The organism is Bradyrhizobium sp. UFLA05-153 (assembly GCF_054185185.1).
In genome coordinates this window covers 99,112-121,087 of sequence record NZ_JBBIAM010000006.1, presented here as the reverse complement: position 1 = coordinate 121,087, position 21,976 = coordinate 99,112, and the positions used below count along the sequence as shown (strand labels likewise).

Below are 21,976 nucleotides of genomic sequence, written 5' to 3'. Positions count from 1 at the left end.
GTGAACTGACATGGCCGCCTCCTTGCAAAACGCCAACTCGCACGACATCACCAGTGTGATCTCGACCCTCGGGCAGCGCGCCGGCAACCGGGCCAAGGACGGCAAGTCCGAGCCGCTGGCAGGACCGAAGCGCGCCGCAATCCTGATGCTGGCGCTCGGCGAGCAATATGGTGGCAAGATCTGGTCGATGCTCGACGACGAGGAGGTGCGCCAGCTCTCGCTGGAGATGTCCACCCTCGGCACGGTCGAGGTCGACACGGTCGAGGACATGCTGCTCGAATTCGTCTCGCGCATGTCGGCTTCCGGCGCGCTGATGGGTAATTTCGACGCCACCGAGCGACTGTTGCAGCAATACCTGGCGCCCGAGCGCGTCAACGGCATCATGGACGAGATCCGCGGCCCCGCGGGGCGCAACATGTGGGAGAAGCTCTCCAACGTGCAGGAAGAGGTGCTCGCCAACTACCTGAAGAACGAGTACCCGCAGACCATCGCGGTGGTGCTGTCCAAGCTCAAGCCGGAGCACGCCGCGCGCGTCCTCGGCATCCTGCCCGAGGAGCTGGCGCTCGACGTCGTCAACCGCATGCTGAAGATGGAGGCGGTGCAGAAGGAGGTCATCGAGAGCGTGGAGAAGACGCTTCGCGTCGAATTCATGTCGAACCTGTCGCAGACCCGCCGCCGCGATGCCCACGAGGTGATGGCGGAAATCTTCAACAATTTCGACCGCCAGACCGAAACCCGCTTCATCACCTCGCTGGAAGAGGAGAACCGGGAATCGGCCGAGCGCATCAAGGCCCTGATGTTCACCTTCGACGACCTCGTCAAGCTGGACTCCGGCTCCGCGCAGACGTTGATGCGCAACGTCGACAAGGACAAGCTCGCCGTCGCGCTGAAGAGCGCGAACGAGGACGTCCGCAACTTCTTCTTCGGCAACATGTCTTCGCGCGCCGCCAAGATGCTGCAGGACGATATGGCGGCGATGGGACCGGTCCGGTTGCGCGATGTCGACGAGGCGCAGGCGCTGCTGGTCAACCTCGCCAAGGACCTCGCCGCCAAGGGCGAGATCATGCTGACCAAGAACCGCGCTGACGACGAATTGGTGTACTGATGGCGGCACCCGCGAAATTCCTGTTCGACAACGACTTCTCCGCACCCGACCGGACGCGCGAGAAGGCTGCGAGTGCAGCCGAGGTCGCGCAGAAGATCGCGGCCGCCGAGGCGCGCGCCTACCAGGCCGGCTTCGACGCCGGACAGCGCGAGGCCAAGGCCGAGAGCGACCGCCGCGTCGCGCTCGCCATGGAGGAGATCAACATCTCGGTCAGGGGCATCGCGTCGGGCATCGGCAATATCGAGGCCAGGATGGAGACCGAGGCGGTCGACGTCGCGGTCGCGGTGGCGCGCAAGCTGTGCGCCGACCTGATCGCCGCCGAGCCGCTCGGCGAGATCGTCGCGCTGGTCAAGGAGTGCTTCTCGCACCTGGTCGCGACGCCGCACCTGGTCGTCCGCATCAACGATGCGCTCTATGAGAGCGCGCGCGAGCGGATCGAGCGGCTCGCCAAGCAGAGCGGGTTCGAGGGCCGGCTGGTGATCCTGGCCGAGCCGGAGATTGCAACCGGCGACTGCCGGATCGAATGGGCCGATGGCGGCGTCGTGCTCGAGCGCGGCGCCATTCTCGGCAAGATCGACGAACTCGTCGGACGCTATCTCGCGTCCCGCAAGGGGAACTAAGCCATGAGCGACACAGACGGGCAGGTCCCGCTTCCCGATCTCAACGGCCCGATGCCGCCGACCGGCACCGATGTCGGCTACAACGAGGACGAATACGCGGCCCGTGTCGCCGCAGACCTCGAGGCCGTGTTCGACGTTCCGGTGCAAGTCTCCGCCGTGCTCGGCCGCTCCAAGATGGACGTCGGTGAGCTGTTGAAGCTCGGCCCCGGCACCGTGCTCGAGCTCGACCGGCGCGTCGGCGAGGCCATCGACATCTACGTCAACAACCGCCTCGTCGCTCGCGGCGAGGTGGTGCTGGTCGAGGACAAGCTCGGCGTGACCATGACCGAAATCATCAGGACCGAACGCAGTTGATTTGTTTTGAGCATGATCTCTTCGGAAAACCGCTACACACTTTTCCGGATCATGCTTTAGCGCAAGGAATGACGCGCAGCAGCGCGAACAGACGGACAGGAGACTGACATGCGGCTTCTCATCGTTGGCACACTGAAGGGCCAGCTCACCACCGCCACCAAGATCGCGATGGAGAACGGCGCCACCGTGACCCACGCCGAGGACCACGAGCAGGCAATGCGCGTGCTGCGCGGCGGCAAGGGCGCCGACCTGCTGCTGGTCGACGTCGCCCTCGACATCCGCGATCTCGTGATGCGGCTGGAAGCCGAGCACATCCACGCTCCGATCGTCGCCTGCGGCATCACCAACGACGCCCGCGCCGCGGTCGCCGCGATCCACGCCGGCGCCAAGGAATACATCCCGCTGCCGCCGGAGCCGGAGCTGATCGCCGCGGTGCTCGCCGCGGTCGCCAACGATTCCCGCGAGCTCATCTATCGCGACGACGCCATGGCGCGCGTGGTCAAGCTTGCCCAGCAGATCGCCGGCTCGGACGCCTCGGTGATGGTCACCGGCGAATCCGGTACCGGCAAGGAGGTGCTGGCACGCTACGTCCATACACGCTCGGCCCGCGCCAAACGCCCCTTCATCTCCATCAATTGCGCTGCGATCCCCGAGCATCTCCTGGAATCCGAGCTGTTCGGCCACGAGAAGGGCGCGTTCACCGGCGCGGTCGCCCGCCGTATCGGCAAGTTCGAGGAGGCGACCGGCGGCACGCTGCTGCTCGACGAAATCTCCGAGATGGACGTCCGCCTGCAGTCAAAACTGCTCCGCGCGATCCAGGAGCGCGTGATCGACCGCGTCGGCGGCACCAAGCCCGTCCCCGTCGACATCCGCATCATCGCGACCTCGAACCGCAACCTGGCGGAAGCCGTGCGCGAAGGCACGTTCCGCGAGGATCTCTTGTTCCGCCTCAACGTCGTGAACCTGAAGATCCCGCCGCTGCGCGAGCGTCCCGCCGACATCCTCGAACTCGCCCAGCATTTCGTCAAGAAATATGCCGATGCCAACGGCGTCCCGCTGCGCCCCATTTCCGCGGAAGCGCGCCGAGTGCTCTCGACCAACCGCTGGCAGGGCAACGTCCGCGAGCTCGAGAACACCATGCACCGCGCGGTGCTGATGGCGCAGGGCGACGAGATCGGCGCTGACGCCATCATCACGCCGGACGGCGACCGCCTCGACGTCGCAAGGACCGCGCCGGCGGTAGCGCACGCCACGATGGCAGCGGAGCAGGTGACGCGGGCGCTGGTGGGGCGCACCGTCGCCGACGTCGAGCGCGATTTGATCCTCGAGACGCTGAAGCATTGCCTCGGCAACCGGACCCACGCCGCCAACATCCTCGGCATCTCGATCCGCACGCTGCGCAACAAGCTCAACGAATATGCCGACGGCGGCATCCCGATCCCGCCCGCCGGCACGCCCGGCGAATATCCCCGCATGCCGGCGATGGGGGCTTAGCCCCGCACAAGTGCTGAGGTCACAAGTGCTGAGGTCAGGAGTGCCCGGGGCTTGCCCCCGGGCGTTTTCTTTGCGGGCGAACACATTCGCCATAGGCCCCCACGCAAAATATCGAAAACAACCCCATGCAAAGTAGCCGATGGCCGGCAGCGAACGCCTCGTGCCTCCGCAAGATTTGACGCGTCGGGCAGTCTCGAACCGACGTGCGCCGCACGGTCAGCGCTCGCGCACCGTTCGGGAGAATGCTGATCCGTGATCCTCACGGTTGCCCGGCCGAACCCCGGATGTCGAAGCAGCGACTAAGCAAGTGCGACAAGCGACAGCGTTGGACCGCTGAGATCAACTACGCCGACTACAATGCGAGGTTCTGTGAATCACGAAAATCCCATTCTCTCCTTCGCCCGGGATTTCTCGGGAGATGATGCTGCGATCACGGCTCAAGTGGAGGCCTGGATCGCCAATCCGCCGGAAGACCAGGAAACGGTCGGCTTTTATGGAGGGGATGACTACGAGCCGACCACACGAAGCTTTCTGGCAACGGTCGTCCTGCTCCGCAACCAGGACAAAATATGTTCGGCCGAGGACAAATACCTCATCGAGATATTCGGCCGCTGGCGCGACGACGGGGTCATCGATCCCACGGCTCTTCCGCCCGCAGTCAAAGCCGTCTTCGGGCCGTTCATCACGCAGGATGAGATCCCGGACCTTTCTGACGAGGACACGACTTCCGCGTATCGCAGGACCGTGTGGTCTCTCTATGCTCAAGCGACCGAGGAGCTCGAGCAACATATCGGCTCCCGCGGCCGGGTCCTGCTTTCCATCGATGCGACCGACGGCGACACGATGTTTTTCGCGCTGGTGAAACGAGAGATCGCGCAGCGCTGGCGCGACAAGGCCCTCAGCGAGCAGGACGGCTATCGCGCCGGCGTGCGCTCGCCGATGTGGGACCGGTTCTGGGACTATATGGGCTATGCCTTGGGGCCCTATTGGGCAACCGAGGACCATGAGGGCTACCCGCCCGGAACGCGCATGCGCAGCGAGACGATACCGTTTGCCGAATAGACGTGATCGTCAAATCTCGGAAATGGCTGATCGCGACGGCGGGGGGAGCCGTCGTCGCTGCGATCGGCTCTGCCATCTATATCAGCGCTGATGTCGCGTGCACGCAAGCCCAGCCTTGTCCGACGAAATCAAGTGCCGATGCGGTGAGCGCTGACGGCTCGGTCGTGTTGGGGACCGTTCGCCATCGCCCGTTCCGCTGGACCAGCGCTACCGGCTTGACCGGCTTCGACGAGCTGACGTCAGCCAATGCCGTGAATGGCGACGGCTCGGTGATCGTTGGCAGTGGGAAAGTTGCGGCGGATCGTAAAGCCTCTCACGCCCTTCGCTGGGCCAGTGGCGGCGGCACGACCGATCTCGGCACCCTGGGAGGACCTTCGTCCAGCGCCACTGGTGTCAGCGCGGACGGTTCGGTCGTGGTCGGGTCCGCCCAGATCCCCGATACCTCCGACGATAGGTCCCACATCTCCCACGCATTCCGCTGGACCAGCAGCACCGGCATGGTCGATCTCGGCACGCTCGGAGGACACAAATCCAGCGCGCGCGGTGTAAGCGCCGACGGCGCGGTGGTAGTGGGGTCGAGCCACACTCCCGAGCAGGATGAACACGCCTTTCGCTGGACCAGCGATACCGGCATGATCGATCTGGGAACGCTCGGAGGCCCCACTTCCAGCGCCCACGACACAAGCGCAGACGGATCGGTGGTCGTTGGAAATAGTATGACCTCGCCCTGGGACGGCTATCACGCCTTTCGCTGGACACGCAGCACAGGCATGGTCGATCTGGGCACGCTCGGCGGGAGGGAATCCAATGCGCTTGCGGTGAGCGCGGATGGCTCGGTGGTGGTGGGATATGCCGAGATCGCCGATGGGAAAGCGCATGCCTTTCGCTGGACCGCCGAAACCGGCATGCTCGACCTCGACACCCCCCGAGGAGCGGAATCCTACGCCACCGGAATAAGCGCTGACGGTACGACCATTGTGGGAAGAAGCGTGGCCGATGATGCAGCGTTTCACGCATTTCGCTGGACCGCGCCCAACCCCAGTCGACCTTCGGCACGCATGGAAAGGATTGTTCCTCCGTCGATGGAATAGCTTCGCGCTCTGGCTTGCGGGGCATGGCCGACTTGCAAGGCCGGGCTCCGTTCGGGGACTAGGTCGCGGATGCGATACGCCGTATAAGCGCCGCAAGACAAACTTGCGGGGCGAACATGGGCGAGACTCAAATCACCGATTGGCTGGCGTCGCAGAAGCAGGCGATGATCGATCTGCTGCGCGACGTCGTGAACATCGATTCCGGATCCTACGACAAGGAAGGCGTGGACGCGGTCGGCGCGCGCTTCGAGCGGCATTTTGCCGAGCACGGCATTTCGAGCTGGCGCGAGCCGAACGGCACCTATGGCGACGCGCTTCATGCAACCGTGGCCAAGCCCGGCAGCAACGAAAAGCCGATCCTGCTGATGGGACATCGCGACACGGTGTTCGGCAAAGGCGAGGCCGAACGACGCCCCTTCACGATTCTGGACGGCCGCGCCTATGGCCCGGGGGTCGCGGACATGAAGGCCGGGCTCGTGATGAACGTGTTCGTGGCCACGGCCTTCCACAAATTCGGCGGCAGCCCTCACCCTATCAAGGTCCTGATCACCTCGGATGAGGAGATCGCCTCGCCCTCCTCGCGCCCGGTGATCGAGCGCGAGGGACGTTCCGCGCGCGCCGTCTACAATTCCGAGCCGGGGCGGCCGACCGGGAACGTGGTCACGAGCCGCAAGGGCGGCATCTTCATGCACCTTGCCGTCACCGGCAAGGCCGCGCATTCCGGCGCGAATTTTGCGGCCGGCGTGAGCGCGATCGGCGAGCTCGCGCACAAGATCGTCCACATCCACGCGCTGACCGATCTGTCCAAGGGGATCACCCTGAACGTCGGGCTGATCGCGGGCGGACAGTCCGTGAATACGACGGCGCCCTATGCCGAGGGCCAGATCGATCTGCGTTACGTCGAGCCTGCGGATCGCGAGGCGGTGATGGCCGCGATCGAGAAGATCGTCGCCACCTCTTACGTGCCGGGCACGAGCGCCACGCTGACGATCAAGGGCGAGTTCGTGCCGGCGGTTCAGAGCGAGGCGTCGAAGTCGCTGTTTTGGGGTTACCAGGGCGCTGCACGCGACGTCGGGCTGACCACGCTCACCGGCGAGTTCTCCGGCGGCTGCGCCGATTCAGGCTTCACCGCCGCCGTCGGCACGCCGACGATCTGCGGCGTCGGCCCGGTCGGCGGGCTTGCGCACACGCCGGAGGAATATCTCGAGCTCGACAGCATCGTCCCCCGCGCGCAGGCGCTGGCGCTGGCGATCTTGCGGAGCTGAACGCTCTCGTAGGGTGGGTTAGCCGAAGGCGTAACCCACCACTTCTCTCTTCGCGCGGAAAGCAAGTGGTGGGTTACGCTTCGCTAACCCACCCTACGCCTGCTCAAGAATAGCTCGGCGCGTCGGGATTGCGGAAGATGTGGATGGGGTCGCCGGGCACGATGTGCCGGCCGGTGAACATCGCATAGGCGTAGAGCGCGAGATAGGCAATCGCGAGCGCGCCGACGGCGTAGAAGGCCCAGGTCGCAACGCGTTTCATGCCGGCTCCATCGCCTCCTCCGGGAGGCTCTGGCAGGGCTTCTAGATCGAGGGAAACGAAAAGGCCAGCCCGGAAGGCCACCCGGCGGTCAAATGACGCGCCGGCCCCGCGCGGGAACACTGACCTCGGCGAGCCTCGCCGCATCCTCATCCTGATCGACCGCGACGTACTGTCCGTGCCAATAGGCAAGCGCCGCGCTGCGGGTCGAGCTCCGGATGTCACGCGCGCGTCCAATGACGATGCCATGCGAGTGGCGCTCGACGATCTCCTCGACCTCGCAATCGAGCGCGGCCAGCGCGCCGGCAAGCAGCGGGACGCCGGAGACGGCAGTCACCCAGTCACTGCCGGCGAAACGGTCGGCGCCCTTCAGCCCGCCCTTGCCGGCGAAGCGCTCGGCGATGTCGAGCTGGTCGGCGTTGAGGATGTTCACGCCGAAGGCACCATGGCGCTTGATCAGCGGGAAAGACGAGGCGTCGCGGTTGATGCTGACGAGCAGTGTCGGCGGATCGACCGACAGCGACGTCACCGAAGTCACCGTCATGCCGGTGATGTCCCTGCCGCGCCCGGCCGTGATGACGCTGACACCGCCGGTGAGATGGCGCATGGCGCCGCGGAAATCGGCGGAGGAGATCGTGGTGTCGGTCATGATATGGCGGGCAATCACGTTCATGGCATGCTCCCTGAAATCAGGGCCTCTATTATCTAGGTACGATCGTCCGCCGAGAGAAGATGGCGCAGGATGGAGCCTTCGAGGCCCGCAAGCTCCACCGAGCCGCGCTCGCGCGGCCGCGGGGCATTGACCGTGGCGTCATGCGCGATGCGGCCTTCCTCGATCACGAGCACGCGATCGGCCAGCGCAACGGCTTCCGCGACGTCGTGCGTCACCAGGATCGCCGTAAACCCCTGGTCGCGCCAGACGCGCTCCAGCAGCCGCTGCATCGAGATGCGGGTCAAGGCATCGAGCGCGCCCAGCGGCTCGTCGAAGGCCAGCACGCGGGGCTGGCTGACGAGCGCGCGCGCCAGTGCCACGCGCTGCTTCTGGCCGCCCGACAACACCGAGGGCCATTGGTCGCGCTTGTCGGCGAGCCCGACCTCGGTCAGCGCGTGCTCGGCGCGCGGATGCGCATCCTGTGAGGCGCGATCGCGCCCCAAACCGACCTCGACATTCGAGAGCACCCGCGCCCATGGCAACAGCCGCGGCTCCTGGAACATCACCCTGATATCCTCGGGCCGCGCCGCCTCACCAAAGCTGATGGCCCCGGCATCGATTTTGTCGAGGCCGGCGATCAGCCGCAGCAGCGTGCTCTTGCCACAACCACTTTTACCGACGATCGCCACGAACTGGCCGGCGGGGATGTGCAGGTCGATGCCGCGCAGCACCTCGTTGTCGCCGAAGGACTTGCGCAAGTTGCGGATCGTGAGCGGCAAGCCAAGTGCCGGCCGGTCCTCGCGCCGGCGCCGGGCCTGCGGCGTGATGCGAGCCCGCTGGTTGCGTTCGGTTTCTGGAAGGAGGAGAGCTGTCTGCATTTTTGTCTCAACGTTTCTGGAAGGCGGGGTGCCAGGCAAGCGTCAGGCGCTCGAGCAGGCGCGAGGCGGTGTCGGCGAGCTTGCCGAGCAGGGCGTAGATCAGGATCGACAGCACGACGACGTCGATCAGCATGAACTCGCGCGCCTGCATCGCCATGTAGCCGAGGCCGGAGGACGCCGCGATGGTCTCGGCGACGATCAGCGTCAGCCACATGATGCCCAGCGCGAAGCGGATGCCGACGAAGATCGATGGCAGCGCGCCGGGAAAGATCACCCGGCGGAACAATTCGCCGTCGCTCATGCCGTAGATGCGGCCCATCTCGATGAGCTGCGGGTCCACTGTGCGAATGCCGTGCAGCGTGTTGAGATAGATCGGGAAGAACACGCCGAGCGCCACCAAGAACAGCTTTGCGCTCTCGTCGATGCCGAACCAGAGGATGACAAGCGGGATCAGAGCCAGGTGCGGCACGTTGCGCACCATCTGAAGCGTCGTATCGGTCAGCTTTGCGGAGAGCTGCGAGAGGCCGTTGGCCAGACCAAAGGCGAAGCCGATGCTGCCGCCGATGAGGAAGCCGATCGAGGCGCGCCAGAAGCTGACCCAGATGTTGCGGACGAGCTCACCGGAGAGCAGCAGCTTCCAGCCCGCGAGCGCGACGTCGCTCGGTGCCGGCAAGACGCGCGTCGGGACGAGGCCGGCAACGCTGGCGATCTGCCAGATCACGATGATGGCGAGCGGCACGATCCACTGGATCAGGCCGTCGGCGCGCGGCAGGCGGAAACTGCGCCGAAGGGGAATGCTGTCGATAAGGCTCATGACTGCGAGACCTGCTTCTGCGGACGGAAATCGCTGCCGACGGTCTCGCCGAACGGCCCGCCATTGAAGTGAAGCTTCGTCACGTTGCTCGGCAGCTCGAGCGAGAGCAGCGGGAACACCAGCTCGGCGAAGCGATAGGCTTCCTCGAGATGCGGATAGCCCGAGAGGATGAAGGTATCGATGCCGAGATCCTGGTATTCCTTGATGCGGGCCGCCACAGTCTGGGCGTCACCGACCAGCGCCGTTCCCGCGCCGCCGCGCACGAGGCCGACGCCGGCCCAGAGGTTCGGGCTGATCTCGAGCTTGTCGCGCCTTCCGCCATGCAGCCGTGCCATGCGCTGCTGGCCAACCGAATCCATGCGCGCAAAGTTCTTCTGCGCCAGCGCAATGGTCTCGTCGCTGACATGCTTGATCAGCTCGTTGGCAGCCTGCCAGGCCTCTTCATTGGTCTCGCGGACGATGACGTGCAGACGGATACCGAAGGACAGTTTTCGCCCGCGTAGCGCCGCAACCTCCTTCACCTTGGCGATCTTCTCGGCGACCTGCGCCGGTGCCTCGCCCCAGGTGAGATACTTGTCGACTGCTTCGACGGCGACGTCGATGCCGGCATCCGACGAACCGCCGAAATAAAGCGGCGGACGCGGCGACTGCACTGGATGGAACAGCAGCTTGCCATCCTCGATGCGGATGTGCTTGCCCTCGACATTCACGGTCTTGCCGGCAAGCAGCTCGCTATAGACGTTCAAAAACTCGCGGGTGACCTCGTAGCGCTCATCATGGGCGAGGAATATGCCGTCACCCTTGTTCTCGACGGGGTCGCCCCCGGTGACGACGTTCACCAGCAACCGGCCGTTGGTGACGCGGTCGAGCGTGGCCGTCATGCGCGCGGCGACGCTTGGCGATTGCAGGCCGGGCCTGACAGCCACGAGATAGCGCAGCCGCTCGGTGAAGGGCGCAACCGCGGAAGCCACGATCCAGGAATCCTCGCAGCTCCGTCCCGTCGGTAGTAGCACGCCGTAGTAGCCGAGCTGGTCAGCCGCCTGCGCGATCTGGCGCAGGTAGTTGAAATTCACCTCGCGGCCGCCGATGCCGGTGCCGAGATAGCGGCCGTCGCCGTGGGTCGGCAGGAACCATAGTATGTTGGCGTTACCTTGCTTGCTCATGTTCCTGGCCTCCGCGCTACGTCGGAAATCTTGATTGCTTTGGGAATCAGGTTGAGCGCGAAAAACGCGTCCGCAACCTGCTGCTGATCGGCGATCACAGATTCGGTGATCGGCTTGATGCCGTAGGACTGCCGCTTCAGCGCCACCTCGACCACGGGGACCGACAATCCGATCGACGGCGCCAGTTGCTCGGCCACCGCATGGATGTCGCCCTTGGCCCAGTCATCGACGGCGCTCAGCTCGGCCAACACGGCGTCGACGATCTTTGGATTGGCCTCGATGAACTTCTTCGAGGAGAAATAGAACTGGTAGTTCGCGACGATACCGGCGCCATCCGCCAGCGTCCTCGCACCGGTCGCGGCCTCCGCGGCCGACTGGAACGGATCCCAGATTACCCAGGCATCCACCGAGCCGCGCTCGAAGGCGGCGCGGGCATCCGCCGGCGCCAGGAACACCGGCTCGATCTCGGAGTATTTCACGCCGGCCTTCTCCAGCGCCTTGACCAGGAGATAGTGGACGTTGGAGCCCTTGTTCAGTGCGACCTTCTTGCCCCTGAGATCGGCGACCGACTTCAGCAGGCTATCCTTCGGCACCAGGATCGCCTCGCCCTTCGGCGCCGGCGGCTCATAGGCAACATACTGGATCGGCGCGCCGGCAGCCTGCGCGAAGATCGGTGGGGCCTCGCCAGTGTTGCCGAAATCGATCGCGCCCACATTGAGCGCTTCGAGCAGCGGCGGACCGGAGGGGAATTCCGTCCACACCACCTTGTAGCCTTCCGCCGCAAGCTTCGGCTCCAGCGTGCCCTTGCTCTTGAGCAGCACCAGCTTGCCGTATTTCTGGTAGCCAATGCGAACGACCTTGTCCTGGCCGTAGGATGTGCCAACCGCGGCCGCCACGATGCCAAGCGACAGGACGATGGCCGCGATCACGCGCTGAATGATACGCCTCATGTTCAAACCTTTTGAAGTGGGAAGGCTGGTCGGCACGATCAGGTCGCCGCGCTGCGCCAGACGATATCCCTGATAACGATGGGCTTCGGGATCAGGCCGAGCTTGTGAAAGCGGTCGGCGACGCCCTGCTGGGTCGCAATGATGTCCTCGGTGACGGGACCGACGACGAAGGCCGAGCGATTGGCCGCAATGGTCTGGATGTCGAGGGGAATGCCCGTCACCGCGGCCAGCGATTTGGCGACCTCATCGCGGTGCTGCTCGGCCCAGCGCGCCGTCGCTGTCGTCACGTCGACGATCTGCTGGAGGATCGGGCCATGGTTCTTCGCGAAATCGCGGTTGGCGATAAAGAAGGAGTTGCTCTTGGTGACCTCGCACGCATTGATCAGGATGCGGCCGTTCTGCTTGGTCTCGCCAATCGCAAAATACGGATCCCAGATCGCCCATGCATCGATGCTGCCATTGGCAAAGGAAGGGCCGGCGTCCGGCGGCGTCAGATAGAGCGGCGTGATGTCGGCATAGGTGAGGCCAGCCTTCTCCAGCGTCTGCACCACGATGTTGTGCGCGCTGGAACCCTTGGTGAAGCCAATGCGCTTGCCCTTCAGCTCCGCGATCGATTGGATTGGTGAATCCTTGGGCACCAAAATGCCCTGCCCGTTGGTGATGGGCTGGCCTGCCGCATAAACGATCGCGGCGCCCGCGGCCTGGGCAAACACCGGCGGGGAATCGCCGACCGCGCCGTAGTCGACGCTGCCGACATTCATCGCCTCCATCATCGGCGGGCCGGACGAGAACTCGACCCATTTCACCTCGATGCCCTGGGACGCGAAATGTTTTTCCAGCGCGGCCTGCTGGCGCGTGATGACGAGCACGCCGTTCTTCTGGTAGCCGACACGAATTTCCTTCACGGTGCCTTGCGCGCTTGCACGCGAGGACAACGCAGCCAGCGCTGCCGTTCCAAGAGAGAATTTCAGGAAGTCCCGACGCTGCATTCCCAACTCCCGACCGCGCGCGGCCGTGCATTTCATTGCGATGCGGGAATGATGGTGCGCCTTACGGAAGCTGTCGAGACGCCCGGAAAAATAGCGACGCGCGCACTGCGCTTGCGGCAATGCGCGTGATTAATCTTTCAATTGCCAAAGCGAATGCAGAGAGAAATTTTCCGCACGCGAACGTGAAGCTGCGGGCAAAGCAGTCCCGGATGGGCAATCATCTACTCAGCGCTGCGTTTACTGCCCAGGTAAGGCCCGCGCGACCAGGGAGTGGAGGGGCCATAGCAATTCTCGAGCACCATGCGGTTCGGCGCGAGGAATTTGGCGGGACAACGGCGCCATGGTGACGCCCGGCGCTTGCCGTCATCGAACGTATCGACGTCGGAGAACGATATGATCGGCCGGCGCCAGTGGTAGCGCCCATCCTGTTGCCAACCGTCGCAGCCGCCGCGGTCGCACGCGGTATGAAAACGCTCCATTACGCCATGCCGCTTGAAGCACCAGGTGCGCGTGCCCCACTCCTTTCCTGGCGGCGTTTGCGCCCTCGGCCAAGGCGAGGTCTGGGTCCAGCAGCCGGAAATCGAGGGCAGACGCGCGGCGCGCGCAGGAACAACGAGCGACGATGCAAGCAGCGCCAAGGCGCCGGTCAGAAGAGCCGTTTGCCGCAGCAATTTGGTGGAGCACTCATAGGACACGTCGTTTGTGTCGCCGAGCAACCCTGCGGTTCAAGCATCCCACCTCACCGGCAGATTGAGCAAGCCGCGGAACGCCCAGCCGCCGATCCGCACCGGCTCGTCATCGGCGATCTGCAAGTTCTTTGCCTTCGCGAATACCGTCGGCAGAGCGACGTCGGCGATCATGGCGCGCGAGGCCCAGGCGCCGGCGCAGAAATGCGGGCCGGCACCGAAGGCGACGCTCTTCGACACGTCGCGCCGCACGTCGAATTCATCGGCACGCTCAAAATGCCTCTCGTCGCGATTGGCCGAGCCGAACATCAGGAACACGCGCTCATTGGTCTCGAACGAGACGTCGCGGATAGCCCACGGCTTTGCAATTCGCCGCGGCGACATGCCGATCGGCGAAATCCAGCGCGCATATTCCTCGAACGCCTGGAGCCAGGACACGTCGCCGCGCCGGACAAGCTCGAACTGGTCCGGATGGGTGAGGAGCGCCCAGACGGTACCGGCGATGGCCTTGCGCGGCTCGTTCTGGCCGCCGGAGATCGCCAGCTTGACGTTGGCGCGCACACTCTGCATCGGCATGCCGGATGCCAGCATCACGCCGAGCAGGCTCTGGTCTGGATTTTTCTGCATGACAGGCAGCATGTCGTCAATCGCCGCGTCGATGCCGGCGGTGGCCGCATGACAGCGCGCTTCAACGGCGGGATCGCCGGCATAGTTCGCGATGCCGTCGATCATGGCCTGCGACCAGGCATCCATCTCTCCAAAGCCGATGTTGGTGAGACCGGTGATCGACTTCAGGCATTCGCCTGAAAACGGCAGCCCGAAGTCGCGCATGAAATCGATCCGCGCGCCCGGCTCGATGCCATTGATGATGCGATCGGCGTGAGCCTGGAACTGCGCGGTCCAGCGCGCCTTCACCGTCCTGGGCGAAACCGCGGGAAACAGCGCGCGGCGCTCGACCTGATGCGCCTCGCCGTCCTTGCGCATCATGTTGTGGCCCATCAGCTTGTTCATGAGCCCCTCGGGCTGGTGCGAGGAGAACACGTCGATCTGCTTCTCAGAGATCGAGATGTCGTCGCGGCTCGCGAGCAGCGTCGAGCCGAGCTGCGGCACGAAGGCGATCGGCGCCTCCTTCCGCATCTTCGCAAGCATCGGATAAGGATCCTGCCAGAACGAGACCGGGTCGATGTCGATGCGTGGCGCGGTGCTCAAGCCTGTTTCCTCGGGCTTCTTGTTTGCTCTGGGAGGATATCAACAAGGGCGGCGCGCCGGAAGCGCCCCTTCCCTCGCCTCTCTGGGTCCCGGCTCTGCGCAGCAGCGTTGCACGCTGCAGCGCGTCCGGGACACGAGAGGGAGCGCGTTGTTAGACAGTATCGTGCCCCGGACGTAGCGCAGCGTGAAACGGTGCGCTGCTGAGCCGGGGCCCGCGCCGCAAACCGTTGAGCCCTACACCGCCACCACCTTCGCCGGCGGCACGTTGATGGCGAGCTTGCCGTAGCGGTCAGTGAAGGCCTGCGTGTCGATCTCTTCGAGCTCGATCTCGCCGCTCATCACGCCCTTTTTCCAGGCCTCCTGCTCCGGATCGTTCTGGAACTCCGGCATCACCTCGCGCGCGAAGAGGTCCAGCGACTCGCAGATGTGCTCGTGGCTGTTCTTGCCGGCCTGGTTGAGCAGGATCACCTGGTCGATGTGGGAGGTGCGGAAACGCCGCAGCTTTTTGCGGATGGTTTCCGGCGAACCGATCAGGCCGCCGCGCAGCGCGGCCTCCTGCGCTTCCGGATTATCTCGCTTCCATTTGTTGTACTCGTCCCACATGTTGACCGTGCCGGGCGCCGGCCGCTGGCGGTTTTGCGACGCGCCGTAGAAGCGCAAGGCGAACTGGAAGAAGGTTGCGCCATCGGCCCGCGCGCGCGCCTCCTCATCCGTCTTCGCGCACATGAAGAACGACACCAGCGCCATGTTGGGGTTGATCTCGTAGTCTGCCAATTTGTGCAGCCGCTTGGTCATCGCGTTGTAATAGGCGTGCACCCAGGCGTGCGCGGCGTCCGCGCTGACGAACTGGAAACCGAGTGCGCCAAAGCCGTGGCGGCCGGCGCGCTCGATGGTCGGAAGCTGCGAGCAGGCCATCCAGAGCGGCGGATGAGGCTTCTGCACCGGCTTCGGCACGACATTGCGCAGGGGCATGTCGAAATATTTGCCGTGATGCTCGCTGCCGCCGTCTCTAAACATCGGGAAGATCGCGCGCACCGCCTCCTCGAAGATCTCCTTCTTCGTCTCCATGTCGCGGCCGAACGGCTCGAGCTCGGTGATCGAGGCGCTCTCGCCCATGCCGAACTCGCAGCGGCCGTTCGAAAGCAGATCGAGCACCGCGACACGCTCGGCGACGCGCGCGGGATGGTTGGTGGTGAGCTGGAGGATGCCGTGGCCGAGCCGGATCCGTTGGGTGCGCTGGCTTGCGGCGGCGAGGAAGGATTCCGGCGATGGCGAGTGTGAATATTCCTCCAGGAAATGATGCTCGACCACCCAGGCGTGGTCGTAGCCGAGCCGGTCGGCGAGTTCCATCTGCGTCAGGGCATTCTGGTAGAGCCGGAGCTCGTCGCCCGCCCCCCACGGACGCGGCAATTGCAGCTCATAGAAGATGCCGAACTTCATGACGCCTCTCCCGAGATTGTTTTTGTTGCGGGCATTTTATTGAGCGAGGCGGCCCTGTCCATGGCGGCCCAATTCCGCCGGACGGGACGTCGTTGAGCGTACGCGGGCGAAGGCAGAAGACCCACGAAGGCGCAAAATATCGAAAAAAACCCCATGCAAAGTAGCCGATAGCTTCCCGGCCCGCTCGTCGCAGACGTGCGGCGAAGTGCCCGCAGACGCAAACCGTTGATTCAGATCAAGGCAATCTGCCGCCCGATACCTATGGTTCGTCGAGGCAACGGCCCGGAAGCCGTCCAATTCCCAAATTTCAGAGAGACCGAATATGTCGGCCCCTGACGACACAACTGGGCGCGTGCGCCGCAAGCGCATGGAGATCTTTGCATTCCTGTTCCTGACAGCGGTTGTGATGCCCGCACTCGCGGTCGGAACGGTCGGCAGCTACGGGCTCGCCGTGTGGATCTACCAGATGTTCGCAGGCCCTCCCGGCCCGCCTCCCCCACATTGAATTCCCGCAGCGAAAGACCGAGATCATGGCCCTAGCCAAACTCAACCGCCGCGCATTGATCACCGGCCGGGTGCTCAGCGCCGACCGCGTCGTGCCTCCGCCCGGAGGCGAGATCGCCAGCATTCTGGTGCAGGCGCGCCCCGAGCGCCTCGCCGAGGTCGAGGCCGACATCACGGCACTGCCCGGCTGCGAAATTCATGGCCGCGATGCGCGCGGCAAGCTCGTCGTCGTGGTGGAGGCGCCGGATGCCGGCAGCCTCGGCACCATGCTCAACGACATCCAGTCCATGCCGCACGTCTATTCCGCGGCGCTGGTCTTTCACGCCATCGAAACTGCTTGAGACCGCGTCGCTGACGCCGGGAGAACCGTTATGACCGCACCGAAGATCGACCGCCGCCAGATGCTGAAGCTGGAGGCCGCTGCGATCGCAGCCGCCGCCGCGGGCATGCCGGCACCGGCGCTCGCCGCCAACCTCGTCACCGAACGTGACGGCAGCGAATTGAAATGGGACAAGGCCGCCTGCCGCTTCTGCGGCACCGGCTGCTCCGTCATGGTCGCGACCAAGGACAACCGCGTGGTCGCTACCCACGGCGACATCAAGGCCGAGGTCAATCGCGGCCTCAACTGTGTCAAGGGCTACTTCCTCTCCAAGATCATGTACGGCCATGATCGCCTGACGCAACCGATGCTGCGCAAGACAGGCGGCAAATATGACAAGAACGGCGAGTTCACGCCGGTGTCGTGGGACGAAGCCTTCGACATCATGGCCGAGAAATGGAAGGACGCGCTGAAGAAGCGTGGGCCCAGCGGCGTCGGCATGTTCGGCTCCGGCCAGTGGACGATCTGGGAAGGCTATGCCGCCTCAAAGCTGTTCAAGGCCGGCTTCCGCACCAACAATATCGATCCCAATGCGCGCCACTGCATGGCCTCGGCGGTCGCCGGCATGATGCGCACCTTCGGCATCGACGAACCGGCCGGCTGCTATGACGACATCGAGGCCACCGATGCCTTCGTGCTGTGGGGCTCCAACATGGCGGAGATGCACCCGATCCTGTGGACGCGCCTGACCGACCGCCGGCTCTCGGCCCCCCATGTCCGCGTCGCCGTGCTCTCGACCTTCGAGCACCGCTCGTTCGACCTTGCCGATATCGGCATGGTGTTCGTGCCGCAGACCGACCTTTACATCCTCAACGCGATCGCCAACCACATCATCAAGACCGGCCGCGTCAACAAGGATTTCGTCGCCGCGCATACCGTGTTCAAGCGCGGCCAGACCGACATCGGCTACGGCCTGCGGCCCGAACACCCGCTTCAGAAGAAGGCAACCGGCGCGGCCAAGGCCAACGACTCCACCGACATGACCTACGACGAATACGTAAAGTTCGTCTCGGACTACACGCTGGAGAAGGCCGCAAAAATGTCCGGCGTGCCGCTCAACCGGCTGGAGGCGCTGGCCGAGCTCTACGCCGATCCCAAGACCAAGGTGGTCTCGTTCTGGACCATGGGCTTCAACCAGCACACCCGCGGTGTCTGGTGCAACAACCTCGTCTACAACATCCATCTCTTGACCGGAAAGATCGCCTCGCCGGGCAACAGCCCGTTCTCGCTGACTGGCCAGCCATCAGCCTGCGGCACCGCGCGCGAGGTCGGCACCTTCTCGCATCGCCTGCCGGCCGACATGGTCGTCACCAACAAGGAGCACCGCGACAAGACAGAGCACATCTGGCTCTTGCCCGAGGGCACCATCCCCGACAAGCCCGGCTATCACGCCGTGCTGCAGAGCCGGATGCTGAAAGACGGCCTGCTCAACGCCTATTGGGTGCAGGTCAACAACAACCTGCAAGCGGGACCCAACATCAACGAGGAAACCTATCCGGGCTTCCGCAACCCCGACAATTTCATCGTGGTCTCGGATGCCTACCCGACCGTGACGGCGCTCGCGGCCGACCTCATCCTGCCGACGGCGATGTGGGTTGAGAAGGAAGGCGCCTATGGCAACGCCGAGCGACGCACGCAATTCTGGCATCAGCTCGTCTCGGCTCCCGGCGAATCCAAATCCGATCTCTGGCAGCTCATGGAGTTTTCAAAACGCTTCAAGATCGAGGAGGTCTGGCCCGAAGAGCTGATCGCCAAGAAGCCGGAATATCGCGGCAAGACGCTGTTCGACGTGCTGTACAAGAACGGGCAGGTCGACAAATTCCCGACCTCGGAGATCGAGGAGGGCTACGCCAACGACGAGTCCAAGGCGTTCGGCTTCTACGTGCAGAAGGGGTTGTTCGAGGAGTATGCCGCCTTCGGCCGCGGCCATGGTCACGACCTTGCGCCGTTCGAAAGCTATCACCGCGAGCGTGGCCTGCGCTGGCCCGTCGTCAACGGCCAGGAGACCAAATGGCGTTTCCGCGAAGGCAGCGATCCCTATGTGAAGCAGGGCACGGACGTGCAGTTCTACGGCTACCCCGACGGCAAGGCGCGCATCTTCGCGCTGCCTTTCGAGCCGGCGGCGGAATCGCCGGACAATGACTATCCGTACTGGCTCTCGACCGGCCGCGTGCTGGAGCACTGGCATTCCGGCACCATGACGCGCCGCGTGCCCGAGCTCTACAAGGCGTTCCCCGAGGCCGTCTGCTTCATGCATCCCGACGACGCGCAGGACGCAAAACTGCGCCGCGGCGACGAGGTGAAGGTCGTGTCCCGCCGCGGCTACATCCGCGCTCGCGTCGAGACGCGGGGCCGCGACCGGCCGCCGCGCGGGCTGGTGTTCGTGCCCTGGTTCGACGAGTCCAAGCTGATCAACAAGGTGACGCTGGACGCCACCGACCCGATCTCGCTGCAAACCGACTTCAAGAAATGCGCCGTGCGCATCGAGCGGGTGTGACCATGATGAAACGATCCGGAATCGTCCTTCTGGCGCTCGCTATTGCCGCGGGCGCGAGTTCGCTGACCGCGCAGACGGTGACCTCGGGCCTGCGCGGGCCGACCCCGCTCAACGACGAAGGGCCGGCTCCGCCGATGCTGCCGAACCGCAACACCTCCGAAAGGGAGTCGCGCAACTATCCGGAGCAGCCGCCGGTGATCCCGCATTCGATCGACGGCTACCAGATCGACCTCAACAGCAACAAGTGCCTGTCCTGCCATGCGCGCTCGCGCACGGCGGAATCACAGGCGCCGATGGTCTCGATCACGCATTTCATGGACCGTGACGGCCAGTTCCTGGCCTCGATCTCGCCGCGGCGCTTCTTCTGCACGGAATGCCACGTGCCGCAGAACACCGCCACGCCGCCTGTCAGCAACGACTTCACCGACATCGACACGCTGCTCTCGCGTTCAAGCCCCGGTGGCCGCCGATGACGACGACCGCCGGAGACCCCAATGTAGACCCCAATACAGATCCGAAGACCAGGCGCGGCTTTCTCGCCCGAACCTGGGATTTCGCGCTCGAGCTGTGGGGCGTGCTGACGCGGCCGAGCACGGTATTCGCATTGGGTACGCTGGTGCTCGCGGGCTTCGTGGCCGGCGTCATCTTCTGGGGCGGCTTCAACACCGCGCTGGAGCTGACCAACACCGAAAAATTCTGCACCGGCTGCCACGAGATGAAGGACAACGTCTACGCCGAGCTGAAATCAACCATCCATTTCAGCAACCGCTCCGGCGTGCGTGCGACCTGCCCGGACTGCCACGTCCCGCACAACTGGACCGACAAGATCGCGCGCAAGATGCAGGCCTCCAAGGAAGTCTGGGGCAAGATTTTCGGCACCATCGACACCCGCGAGAAATTCGTCGACCACCGGCTCGAGCTCGCGGCGCATGAATGGGCGCGCTTCAAGGCCAATGACTCGCTGGAATGCCGCAACTGCCACAGTGCCGATTCCATGGACATCACCAAGCAGTCGCCGCGGGCGTCCGTCGCGCATCAGCGCTTCCTGTTCACGGGCGAGAAAACCTGCATCGACTGCCATAAGGGCATCGCCCACCACCTGCCCGACATGCGCGGCGTTCCCGGCTGGCAATAGGGCAAAGCGCGATGTCATCGCGCTTTAGTTGTTGTTTGAGCATGATCTTTTCGGAAAACCGCTGCGCACTTTTCCGGATCATGCGCCGCGGCTTGAACCGGCGGGGGGAATGGTTAGTTTTGGGGACTGGCGAATCGATCATTTTCGCCCTCCCTCAAGACGAAAATGCCGACATTTACCCCGCATCAGGATGCCGCCCTCAACGCCGTTGCCGACTGGCTCAAGGCAAAGCCCGGCCGTAACGGCACGCCGCCGATCTTCCGGCTGTTCGGCTTTGCCGGAACCGGCAAGACGACGCTGGCGCGGCATATCGCCGACGGCGTCGACGGCGAGGTGAAGTTTGCCGCCTTCACCGGCAAGGCGGCGCTCGTCATGCGCAACAAGGGTTGCGACAACGCCTCCACCATCCATTCGCTGATCTACCGCGCCCGTGAATCCGGCGAGGAGCAGCCGAGCTTCGAACTGTGGGACGATGCGCCGGCCTCGAAGGCGAAGCTAATCGTGATCGACGAATGCTCGATGGTCGATGCCGAACTCGGCCGCGACCTGATGTCGTTCGACTGCCCGCTGCTCGTGCTCGGAGACCCCGCACAGTTGCCGCCGATCCAGGGCGGCGGCTTCTTCACCAATACCGAGCCCGACGCGATGCTGACCGAGGTGCATCGCCAGGCGCAGGACGATCCGATCGTGCGGATGTCGATGGACATCCGCGAGGGTCGGGAGCTCGAAATCGGCCGCTATGGCGAGAGCGAGGTGGTCTCGCGCAAGGAGCTCGATCCTGACCGCGTCATGAGCGCCGACCAGATCCTGGTCGGCCGCAACAACACCCGCCGCGCCTACAACATGCGCGTGCGCCAGCGCCAGAATATCGAAGACCAGTTTCCGGTCGCCGGCGACAAGCTGGTGTGCCTGCGCAACAACCGCAAGAAGGGCCTGTTCAATGGCGGCCTGTGGCGCGTGAAGTCGCGCAACACCTCGCGCTCGAAGTCGCGGATCCTCAGCATGCGGCTGTCGCCGGACGAGGACTTCGGTCACAAGGTGACGAAGGTCTCGGTGCGCGCGGATTGCTTCGAGGGCGGCGTCGAGCAGATCGCCTGGGAGCAGCGCAAGCCCTATGACGAGTTCGACTACGGCTACGTGCTGACCGTGCACAAGTCGCAGGGCTCGCAATGGGACGATGTCGTGCTGTTCGACGAGAGCTTTGCGTTCCAGGACAGCCGCGCCAGGTGGCTGTACACGGGCATCACAAGGGCGGCGAAGCGGCTGAGCGTGGTGGTGTAAAGCTCCACTGCCGTAGGACCTCCTACCCACGGTCAAGGGATGCGTCCCGAACGGACATTGGGTCGCAAGGGGGCTAGGGTCGGTTGGCTTTCCTTTCTCACCCGCTGCTTCTTCGCAAGGTGTATGCTTGAGGCGTCGATGAGGTTTCTCTG

The 21,976-nt window shown here is 64.4% G+C and carries 23 protein-coding genes; 13 read left to right on the top strand and 10 right to left on the bottom strand.

What is annotated here, in order from left to right; genetic code table 11:
- The first annotated feature begins 10 nt into the window (after positions 1 to 10).
- From fliG to Q2941_RS06355, 7 genes are all read left to right on the top strand, one after another.
- Positions 11 to 1,105: a flagellar motor switch protein FliG gene (fliG, locus tag Q2941_RS06385; RefSeq protein ID WP_027523200.1), complete on the top strand. Its 1,095-nt coding sequence runs from the start codon at positions 11 to 13 to the stop codon at positions 1,103 to 1,105.
- Entirely contained in the window at positions 1,105 to 1,725 is a 621-nt protein-coding gene (locus Q2941_RS06380) for a FliH/SctL family protein (protein ID WP_458191959.1), read from the top strand. The genes fliG and Q2941_RS06380 overlap by 1 nt, the downstream gene beginning before the upstream one ends.
- 3 nt (positions 1,726 to 1,728) lie before the next feature.
- Positions 1,729 to 2,079, top strand: coding sequence for a flagellar motor switch protein FliN (fliN, locus tag Q2941_RS06375; RefSeq protein ID WP_449377945.1), 351 nt, complete (start codon positions 1,729 to 1,731; stop codon positions 2,077 to 2,079).
- Between the two features lie 108 nt (positions 2,080 to 2,187).
- Positions 2,188 to 3,573, top strand: a complete 1,386-nt coding sequence (gene flbD / locus Q2941_RS06370) for a sigma-54-dependent transcriptional regulator FlbD (RefSeq protein WP_027523197.1) — start codon at positions 2,188 to 2,190, stop codon at positions 3,571 to 3,573.
- 369 nt (positions 3,574 to 3,942) lie between these two features.
- The gene (locus Q2941_RS06365; RefSeq protein ID WP_458191958.1) at positions 3,943 to 4,635 is read left to right on the top strand and encodes a hypothetical protein; all 693 of its coding nucleotides are present in this window, start codon (positions 3,943 to 3,945) and stop codon (positions 4,633 to 4,635) included.
- Positions 4,636 to 4,637: 2 nt separating this feature from the next.
- On the top strand, positions 4,638 to 5,726 hold the full coding sequence (locus Q2941_RS06360) for a hypothetical protein (RefSeq protein WP_458191957.1): 1,089 nt from the start codon (positions 4,638 to 4,640) through the stop codon (positions 5,724 to 5,726).
- 116 nt (positions 5,727 to 5,842) lie between these two features.
- Positions 5,843 to 6,991: a M20 family metallopeptidase gene (locus Q2941_RS06355; RefSeq protein WP_458191956.1), complete on the top strand. Its 1,149-nt coding sequence runs from the start codon at positions 5,843 to 5,845 to the stop codon at positions 6,989 to 6,991.
- 103 nt (positions 6,992 to 7,094) lie between these two features.
- On the opposite strand, the gene Q2941_RS06350 is transcribed toward Q2941_RS06355, so the two are convergent.
- From Q2941_RS06350 to Q2941_RS06305, 10 genes are all read right to left on the bottom strand, one after another.
- Positions 7,095 to 7,250, bottom strand: a complete 156-nt coding sequence (locus Q2941_RS06350; protein ID WP_027523194.1) for a hypothetical protein — start codon at positions 7,248 to 7,250, stop codon at positions 7,095 to 7,097.
- 88 nt (positions 7,251 to 7,338) lie between these two features.
- Complete coding sequence (locus tag Q2941_RS06345) at positions 7,339 to 7,920, bottom strand: flavin reductase family protein (protein ID WP_458191955.1); 582 nt, start codon at positions 7,918 to 7,920, stop codon at positions 7,339 to 7,341.
- A gap of 32 nt (positions 7,921 to 7,952) precedes the next feature.
- Positions 7,953 to 8,777, bottom strand: a complete 825-nt coding sequence (locus Q2941_RS06340; protein ID WP_458191954.1) for an ATP-binding cassette domain-containing protein — start codon at positions 8,775 to 8,777, stop codon at positions 7,953 to 7,955.
- A gap of 7 nt (positions 8,778 to 8,784) precedes the next feature.
- Positions 8,785 to 9,591, bottom strand: a complete 807-nt coding sequence (gene ssuC / locus Q2941_RS06335) for an aliphatic sulfonate ABC transporter permease SsuC (RefSeq protein ID WP_458191953.1) — start codon at positions 9,589 to 9,591, stop codon at positions 8,785 to 8,787.
- Entirely contained in the window at positions 9,588 to 10,754 is a 1,167-nt protein-coding gene (ssuD, locus tag Q2941_RS06330; protein WP_458191952.1) for an FMNH2-dependent alkanesulfonate monooxygenase, read from the bottom strand. Before ssuD ends, ssuC begins: the two co-directional genes overlap by 4 nt.
- Complete coding sequence (locus tag Q2941_RS06325; RefSeq protein WP_458191951.1) at positions 10,751 to 11,704, bottom strand: sulfonate ABC transporter substrate-binding protein; 954 nt, start codon at positions 11,702 to 11,704, stop codon at positions 10,751 to 10,753. Before Q2941_RS06325 ends, ssuD begins: the two co-directional genes overlap by 4 nt.
- Positions 11,705 to 11,742: 38 nt before the next feature.
- Positions 11,743 to 12,693: a sulfonate ABC transporter substrate-binding protein gene (locus Q2941_RS06320; protein WP_458191950.1), complete on the bottom strand. Its 951-nt coding sequence runs from the start codon at positions 12,691 to 12,693 to the stop codon at positions 11,743 to 11,745.
- A gap of 221 nt (positions 12,694 to 12,914) precedes the next feature.
- On the bottom strand, positions 12,915 to 13,409 hold the full coding sequence (locus tag Q2941_RS06315; protein ID WP_458191949.1) for a hypothetical protein: 495 nt from the start codon (positions 13,407 to 13,409) through the stop codon (positions 12,915 to 12,917).
- Between the two features lie 9 nt (positions 13,410 to 13,418).
- A complete protein-coding gene (locus Q2941_RS06310; protein WP_458191948.1) occupies positions 13,419 to 14,588 on the bottom strand; it encodes a cytochrome P450 in 1,170 nt (389 codons plus the stop codon).
- Between the two features lie 234 nt (positions 14,589 to 14,822).
- A complete protein-coding gene (locus Q2941_RS06305) occupies positions 14,823 to 16,028 on the bottom strand; it encodes an LLM class flavin-dependent oxidoreductase (protein WP_458191947.1) in 1,206 nt (401 codons plus the stop codon).
- 322 nt (positions 16,029 to 16,350) lie between these two features.
- On the opposite strand from Q2941_RS06305, the gene napE reads away from it, so the two are divergent.
- The 6 genes from napE (at position 16,351) to Q2941_RS06275 (ending at position 21,824) form a co-directional block, all read left to right on the top strand.
- Positions 16,351 to 16,533: a periplasmic nitrate reductase, NapE protein gene (gene napE / locus Q2941_RS06300; protein WP_027523184.1), complete on the top strand. Its 183-nt coding sequence runs from the start codon at positions 16,351 to 16,353 to the stop codon at positions 16,531 to 16,533.
- A 25-nt stretch (positions 16,534 to 16,558) separates the two neighbouring features.
- Positions 16,559 to 16,873, top strand: a complete 315-nt coding sequence (locus tag Q2941_RS06295) for a chaperone NapD (protein WP_027523183.1) — start codon at positions 16,559 to 16,561, stop codon at positions 16,871 to 16,873.
- 30 nt (positions 16,874 to 16,903) lie between these two features.
- Positions 16,904 to 19,408 carry a nitrate reductase catalytic subunit NapA gene (gene napA, locus Q2941_RS06290; RefSeq protein ID WP_458191946.1) on the top strand — a complete coding sequence of 835 codons (2,505 nt, stop codon included), beginning with the start codon at positions 16,904 to 16,906 and terminating at the stop codon, positions 19,406 to 19,408.
- Positions 19,409 to 19,410: 2 nt separating this feature from the next.
- A complete protein-coding gene (locus Q2941_RS06285; RefSeq protein WP_027523181.1) occupies positions 19,411 to 19,881 on the top strand; it encodes a nitrate reductase cytochrome c-type subunit in 471 nt (156 codons plus the stop codon).
- Positions 19,878 to 20,543 (top strand): NapC/NirT family cytochrome c, encoded by a 666-nt coding sequence (locus tag Q2941_RS06280; RefSeq protein WP_458191945.1) that lies wholly within the window; start codon positions 19,878 to 19,880, stop codon positions 20,541 to 20,543. The genes Q2941_RS06285 and Q2941_RS06280 overlap by 4 nt, the downstream gene beginning before the upstream one ends.
- Before the next feature lie 165 nt (positions 20,544 to 20,708).
- The gene (locus tag Q2941_RS06275; protein WP_458191944.1) at positions 20,709 to 21,824 is read left to right on the top strand and encodes an ATP-dependent DNA helicase; all 1,116 of its coding nucleotides are present in this window, start codon (positions 20,709 to 20,711) and stop codon (positions 21,822 to 21,824) included.
- Positions 21,825 to 21,976: the final 152 nt, after the last annotated feature.